At 39.5% G+C, this 6,043-nt stretch carries 8 protein-coding genes and 1 pseudogene; 5 read left to right on the top strand and 4 right to left on the bottom strand.

Annotated elements, in window-relative coordinates; genetic code table 11:
• A partial coding sequence (locus B9G53_RS24870; protein ID WP_094536117.1) for a helix-turn-helix domain-containing protein occupies positions 1-395 on the bottom strand: 395 nt, incomplete at its 3' end.
• Positions 396-418: 23 nt separating this feature from the next.
• Here B9G53_RS24870 and B9G53_RS24865 point away from each other — a divergent pair.
• The 3 genes from B9G53_RS24865 to B9G53_RS27735 all read left to right on the top strand — a co-directional run bounded on the left by B9G53_RS24865 (position 419) and on the right by B9G53_RS27735 (position 2,082).
• Positions 419-994, top strand: a complete 576-nt coding sequence (locus B9G53_RS24865) for an SDR family NAD(P)-dependent oxidoreductase (protein ID WP_254923806.1) — start codon at positions 419-421, stop codon at positions 992-994.
• Positions 995-1,181: 187 nt separating this feature from the next.
• Entirely contained in the window at positions 1,182-1,934 is a 753-nt protein-coding gene (locus B9G53_RS24860; RefSeq protein ID WP_094536115.1) for a glucose 1-dehydrogenase, read from the top strand.
• The gene (locus tag B9G53_RS27735; protein ID WP_176453350.1) at positions 1,906-2,082 is read left to right on the top strand and encodes a hypothetical protein; all 177 of its coding nucleotides are present in this window, start codon (positions 1,906-1,908) and stop codon (positions 2,080-2,082) included. The genes B9G53_RS24860 and B9G53_RS27735 overlap by 29 nt, the downstream gene beginning before the upstream one ends.
• Positions 2,083-2,205: 123 nt before the next feature.
• Here the strand turns inward: B9G53_RS27735 and B9G53_RS24855 are convergent, their stop codons facing one another.
• From B9G53_RS24855 to B9G53_RS24845, 3 genes and pseudogenes are all read right to left on the bottom strand, one after another.
• On the bottom strand, positions 2,206-2,415 hold the full coding sequence (locus B9G53_RS24855) for a HigA family addiction module antitoxin (RefSeq protein WP_094536114.1): 210 nt from the start codon (positions 2,413-2,415) through the stop codon (positions 2,206-2,208).
• 212 nt (positions 2,416-2,627) lie between these two features.
• A pseudogene (locus B9G53_RS24850) lies at positions 2,628-2,741 on the bottom strand (addiction module antidote protein, HigA family); the annotation flags it as partial.
• A 14-nt stretch (positions 2,742-2,755) separates the two neighbouring features.
• Entirely contained in the window at positions 2,756-3,040 is a 285-nt protein-coding gene (locus tag B9G53_RS24845; protein WP_094536113.1) for a type II toxin-antitoxin system RelE/ParE family toxin, read from the bottom strand.
• Here B9G53_RS24845 and B9G53_RS27730 point away from each other — a divergent pair.
• Together B9G53_RS27730 and B9G53_RS24840 are read left to right on the top strand one after the other, a co-directional pair.
• Complete coding sequence (locus B9G53_RS27730; protein WP_176453349.1) at positions 3,032-3,208, top strand: hypothetical protein; 177 nt, start codon at positions 3,032-3,034, stop codon at positions 3,206-3,208. The two genes, B9G53_RS24845 and B9G53_RS27730, sit on opposite strands and share 9 nt — an antisense overlap.
• Before the next feature lie 220 nt (positions 3,209-3,428).
• Positions 3,429-6,035: an NERD domain-containing protein gene (locus B9G53_RS24840; RefSeq protein WP_094536112.1), complete on the top strand. Its 2,607-nt coding sequence runs from the start codon at positions 3,429-3,431 to the stop codon at positions 6,033-6,035.
• Positions 6,036-6,043 lie beyond the last annotated feature (8 nt).

Raw genomic sequence — 6,043 nt, 5'->3', positions numbered from 1 at the left:
GCTTCAGCATCGGGCAGATTACCATTAATCAAATGGGCAAATCCTCGTCGTTGGATGCGATGCCGCCAAGACAATAATGTCCCATAGTCGACTCCTAGTTCCTCGGCTATGTGTTGGGTCGTTTGTCCTTGTAAGAATCCACGCAATATCAGCACGATCTGACCACAGGTGTAATGGCTTCCTGATAAGTCTGTCCCTGTAAAAATATGGAACACTTTCCCACATTCCCGACACTTGTATTTGACGATTGGTGCACGTTGGCGATCGTGTGGCGCTTGTCCTGCTGGTATTGCGTGTCCACTTGGACAATGCAAACCCTGCGGATGCAGGATCTTTAATAACCATTCATAGCACGCTTGTTCATCTAACAATTCGGTCAGGGGAAATTTGATCATCGCTTCTCTGTCGATTCATGAAAATGACTTCCTCCTATTTTGCCATTTCACCTACTTCCCCAGATGAGCGAACTTGGTTGCAGGAGACCTATAGCCGAGTTGATATTCTGGTGAATAATGCAGGGGTAAATCCCACCATGCAACCTCAAGAAGCTAGTCTACTTACAGTAGATATGGATACCATGTTAACAACTTTCAACACCAACGTGCTAGCGGTTGCGAGGATTACACAAGCTGTAATTCCACTGATGCAAGTCAATAATTACGGTCGCATTGTCAACGTATCAACTGAGATGGCTTCTCTCAGTTCTATGAGTAGTGATTACTATCCCTTAGCTCCTTCCTATCGTTTATCCAAAGTTGGCTTAAATGGTTTGACCGCCATTTTTGCAAAGGAACTGCAAGGAAGCAATATTTTAATCAATGCTTATTCTCCAGGTTGGATGAAGACTGACATGGGTGGATCGGATGCTCCGTTTACTGCTGATGAAGGTGCAGAAACAGCCGTATATTTGGCAACTTTGCCAGATAGTGGTTCTCAAGGTGGTTTCTTTGCAGAGATGAGAAAGTTTGGTGGCGCGATCGCTTTGCCTTGGTAATCTGGCGTTGCTGATTTACGCATGAATCAATAATTTCTCAAACTTTAGAAACTAGATTTAGAACTTTCACTAATTTGCCTATTTCACAACCAAATTAGCTATGCCGAATTTTCTATCAAATTAAAAGTTTATTAGATTATGATTAGCAAAATATCTTTAAATATAGCAAAATTAAGGAGCACGGAACATGACTTCAATGACTGGTAAAGTTGCAATTGTTACAGGTGCAAGCTCTGGAATTGGTCGTGCAACCGCGATCGCTTTTGGTAAAACTGGTGCAAAGGTAGTCGTTGTTGCCCGTCGTGAAGATAAAGGGAAAGAAACCGTGCGACTTGTTGAAGAAACAGGCAGCGAAGCCGTGTTTATTCAAGCTGATGTAACCAAGGCAGCAGATGTTGAGGCGATGGTCAAAAAGACTCTCGAAATCTACGGTCGCCTTGACTATGCGTTCAATAATGCGGGATCTGGAACGTCTGGCAAGATCGCTGATTTGTCGGAGCCAGATTGGGATCTTGAGATAAATGCAAATCTCAAGTCAGTTTGGTTATCGATGAAGTATGAGATTCCAGCTATGCAGCAATCAGGTGGAGGAGCGATCGTAAACACTTCCTCTCAAGGAGCATTGTTAGGTGTTGCAACCTATGGAGCTTACGGAGCCGCCAAAGCAGGGGTAATTGCTCTCTCTCGTGCGGCTGCGGCTGAGTATTCTTCTGATCGAATTCGGATTAACATCGTTAGTCCAGGGGCGGTGAAAACTGATTTATGGGCAGGTGCGCCGCCTGAGATGTTGGATCAAGTTGCAGCAGGGATTCCGTTACAGCGAATCGGAACGCCAGAGGATATCGCTGAGGCAGTCGTTTATCTGTGTTCGGATGGAGCAGCATTTATAACGGGACACAATTTGATTGTTGATGGCGGATTTACAGCCGTTCAGAAATAGTCAGCTAGTCAGCCCCGTGCAGCGAACAGGGAAAGTTGCACGAGGCTATATGCCCGTTAAAGTTGTCTGTTTCTATTCCAGATTAGTGACGAGTTCGGAGAAGCTATTGGCGATCGCAAAGAAAAACATTAGTAAAGCGATCAATTAGAACTTCCAGTACTAGTGATCGCCCACAGCAAACCCTTTAGTAGATAGATAATTGAGGCGATCGCCTAAAAATCAAGACTCACAGTAATAGCGATCGCATTCTCAATAACCCAAATTTATCTATCTAAACTTGAACTAACTGCTGATTGTTTGATGAACGAGGTTGAATCGTTTTTTGAATTTCTTCTCCCGCCAACTCCTCGGCTAGTCGTAACTCATAAGCTTTTTGCAAATTAAGCCATAGTTCTGCACCAGTGCCAAACCATCGACCTAGACGTAATGCTGTGTCAGCCGTGATGCCTCTTTGCCCTTTGAGAATTTGCGTAACCCACATTCCGCTCTTATTTTACTGAAAAAAATATTTAGAAAGCAAATCCTTATACAGCAAGTATTTTGGGCTTTAATCCCAAAAGAATCACTATTTTAACAATTTAAATAATGATTCACTAATAGGAATTACTATCATTAATTTCTCAGGAAATCGCTGAAACCCTCATTGTCTCGTTGTAAATATTTTTAGGCTTCCATTACGAGCGGAATGTGGGGCGTAATCCGATTTGTGGGTATATGGAGCGATCGCGCAAGTTCTGATGCACTAATTCCAAGTTTTTCTAGTTCATCAGCTAAGATTTCGCCAGCGTGAATTGCGGGTCTTGCCATAGTTGTTTTCTCCTTTAGTGATAATCGATAATTTCGATATTGAATGGGCGATTTTCTGTTTCTGTCCACTCAAAACAAATACGCCATTTGTCATTTATGCGGATGCTGTACTGCCCTTTTCGATCGCCGCCTAATGCCTCAAAACGGTTACTTGACAATGCCATTAAGGATTCTTTATTAGGTGCGGCTTCTAGAATTTCTAGACGTTTGTATGCTTGCCTTTCAAAGCTTTGAAATTCTTTAACGCGATCGCCAGCAGCAAATTTGGCTGTGCGTTTGTCTTTATATTTTTGAGGCATAGGCAAGCGTTATGTGTTACGTCAAGCATAACATTTATATTACTATTTCTCACAAAATCAGCCAGCGATCACAATATCGGCGATCGCCTAGAAATAATGGCTCACGGTAATAGCGATCGCCTACAGCAAACCCTTTGGGAGATAGATAATTCAGGCGATCAGGTTTGACTTAGAGATGATTTGGGTCTTGATCAACGAAATTAAACCGTGAATAGGTTATCAGAGCTATTTTGGCAATCGTTTTTTAGCGCAGAGGGTCTGATACTAGAGTTTATGGTTGATTTTTGCAAATAAGAGTAAAAGATCTAAGCTCAATACTATTTTTGGGGTACAAATAAGATAGCTTCATCTCTAACCACAGTATTTTCATAATTTCTTTATTTGCAATATGGCAAAAATGTTTCCCAAAACTGGTCCTCAGGATACTGGCAGTACAAGGGCTGAACCTGATCTTTATTGGAGGCTTTCAAAATATCTATCCGATGAATTTACTGTAATTCATAGTTTGCCTTGGTTAGCTTCTGTATCTAAGGAAATCGATGGTCGTTCTGTACCAACAGGTGAAATCGACTTCTTAATCTTGCATAGAGAGTTGGGTATTCTTGCCGTTGAAGTCAAGGGGGGGATTTTCACTCATGATAGAACTGAATTTGTCTATAAGCGAACGGGGCAGAAGATCGATCCAATTCGTCAAGTTAGGCGAGGAACTCATGCGCTTGCTCAATGGCTACATGAAAGCGGGGCTGGTAGTTGGCGAATTGGTTATTGTATCCTTTTCCCACATTCTGAGATGCGTGAAGCTATTCCTATTGCATTGATTGATCGCACAGTAAATCCACCTCAACCTATTGTTTTTGATATAAATGCTCTCAATGATATTGGGAAAAGCATCCAAGATGTGATGATTTACTGGAAAAAAGCACTTGGCTCATGGTCGATTAAAGAACAGCAGCTTCAGAAGCTAGTTGATGTTATTCTCCCATCGTCTGACTACACCCCATGCTGGGAGACAAGAATTAAAAATGATATAGTTACATGGTTACAACTAACGCCTGAGCAAGTAGTTTGTTTAAAGAAAATTGAGAAGGAAGCTCGTTTGGTCGTCACAGGTTCTGCTGGAACTGGCAAAACACTCTTGTTAATAGAACACGCTCGTAGATTATCAGCATTAGGTCAAAAGGTTCTTGTTCTAACTTACAATACTTTGCTTGCAAACCGCTTACGGGAAGAATTATCTGATTTATTAATAGAGGTTTACACGTTTCACCAGCAGTGTCGCCGAGCTGCTAAAGTTATTGGGAATCCAGTTCCTAATATTAGTGACTCATCTGTTCAAGAAAACTTTAAAGATTGGTATTCAATAGATGCTCCTAATGCGCTCCAACAAGCTCTAAATGAAAAGAAACTAGAAAACTATGATGCACTAATTATTGATGAAGGTCAGGTTCTACACATTAATTGGTTGAAGACCCTATACGAATGGTTTAGTGAAAAACGAATAATAGTTTTTTGCGATTCAACACAAGTATTTAGCTTTGAGCATTCAACTTCTCCTGAAGAAATATCAGCAACTATTAATGCAAAATCTCCATATACGCTTACTGTTAACTTACGTTCTCCACGCACTGTATTTGAGAGAATATTGGAAGTCAAATCAACTGAATACCAACAATTTTGTCCTCGACTTTTTGAGCCAGATACTCTTAGTGAAATCGCTGTTCAAGACATGAGGAGTTCGCTTAATAAAATTATTAATCAGCTAATTGAAGAAGAAAAAATTTCAATAGAATCAATAGTTATTATAGATGCAACAAATGGATCACAAAAAGAGGGAAATTATTTAGGGATTCAGATTATTAGTGCTGCAAAATTCCGAGGATTAGAGGCTCCTGTTGTCGTCGTTTGGGCTGGGCTTGGAAGTGATGAAACATCTCTTTTATGTGCTTACACACGTGCAACTAGCCGCTGTATTGTGATTTACGATGCTCTAGCAGTTATTAAAGGTAAATATAAAGCTTTTGGACAAATTATTTTAGAGTTAGATAAAAAAGGTGATATTAAGAAAGAATCAAGCTTAGTACTAACTTCATCAATTTTTAGCAAACAGGGATTTAATTTAATTGATATAGATGATAAAACTATCAGTTTATATTGGTGTTCTGATTGGAATGGTTGGATAATTTATCCTACAAAAAACAAGCAAGTGGCACAATTAATGTGGATTTATCATTTGACTGTTACTACAGATTATCCAGTTTATACTTGGAGAGAAATGGATAGCGGAAAACTTCAATATTTTAAACCCGTTAATAGCTTGAAAGATGACTTGGGCAAAGATCTTTGTAATCTTTCTTATTGTAAATCTTGCAATATTGTAACCCCATTTTTGTTAAAATTTGACGCTTTTGCATCAAAACTGTATAGGGAAAATGATGAATGTGCAGTGTGTTCATCTGTGAGAACTGAAATTGAATTAAATAAAATTGATATTCAAATTCAGTTTGCTCAAATCTTGTCGCAAGGTAATCAAGCTTCAAACTCGGATAAAAAAAGATTGAGTATATTTTTGATGGCACTTGGTAGATGGAATACGATTGGTGAAACCCAAAAACAGGAACTTGAAGATTATTTTCGAGTACGTTCTGGAACTATTGGTTACAATGTTGCTCATTTACTAATATTGTCGGATCTACTTAAGATAGAAGAAATGCAACATGAATTTGGAATCGACGAAGCAGCTACAAAATACCGTGATAAGTGGTGTCCTGATCTTGTAGCAAGAATTGATCAGAAATCTTGGCGTGGTATGGTTGCTCATGGTTTCAATACATGGTTGCAACAAAAGGTAATTGAAAAGGTAGATAAAGGAATTTATAAAAAGACTGCAAACTTTCAAGAGATAATTCATCAAATAATTTTATTGATTCGGAGTTTTGAGGGCAGATCAGAAAATTTTAAGGATTTAAAGCGATCTCCTCAAATTCACAACTTATAGTAATAGCT

It is taken from the genome of Pseudanabaena sp. SR411 (assembly GCF_002251945.1).
Taxonomy (GTDB): domain Bacteria; phylum Cyanobacteriota; class Cyanobacteriia; order Pseudanabaenales; family Pseudanabaenaceae; genus Pseudanabaena.
Note: the sequence above shows the minus strand (reverse complement) of the source record. Positions and strands in the feature narration are given on the sequence as shown.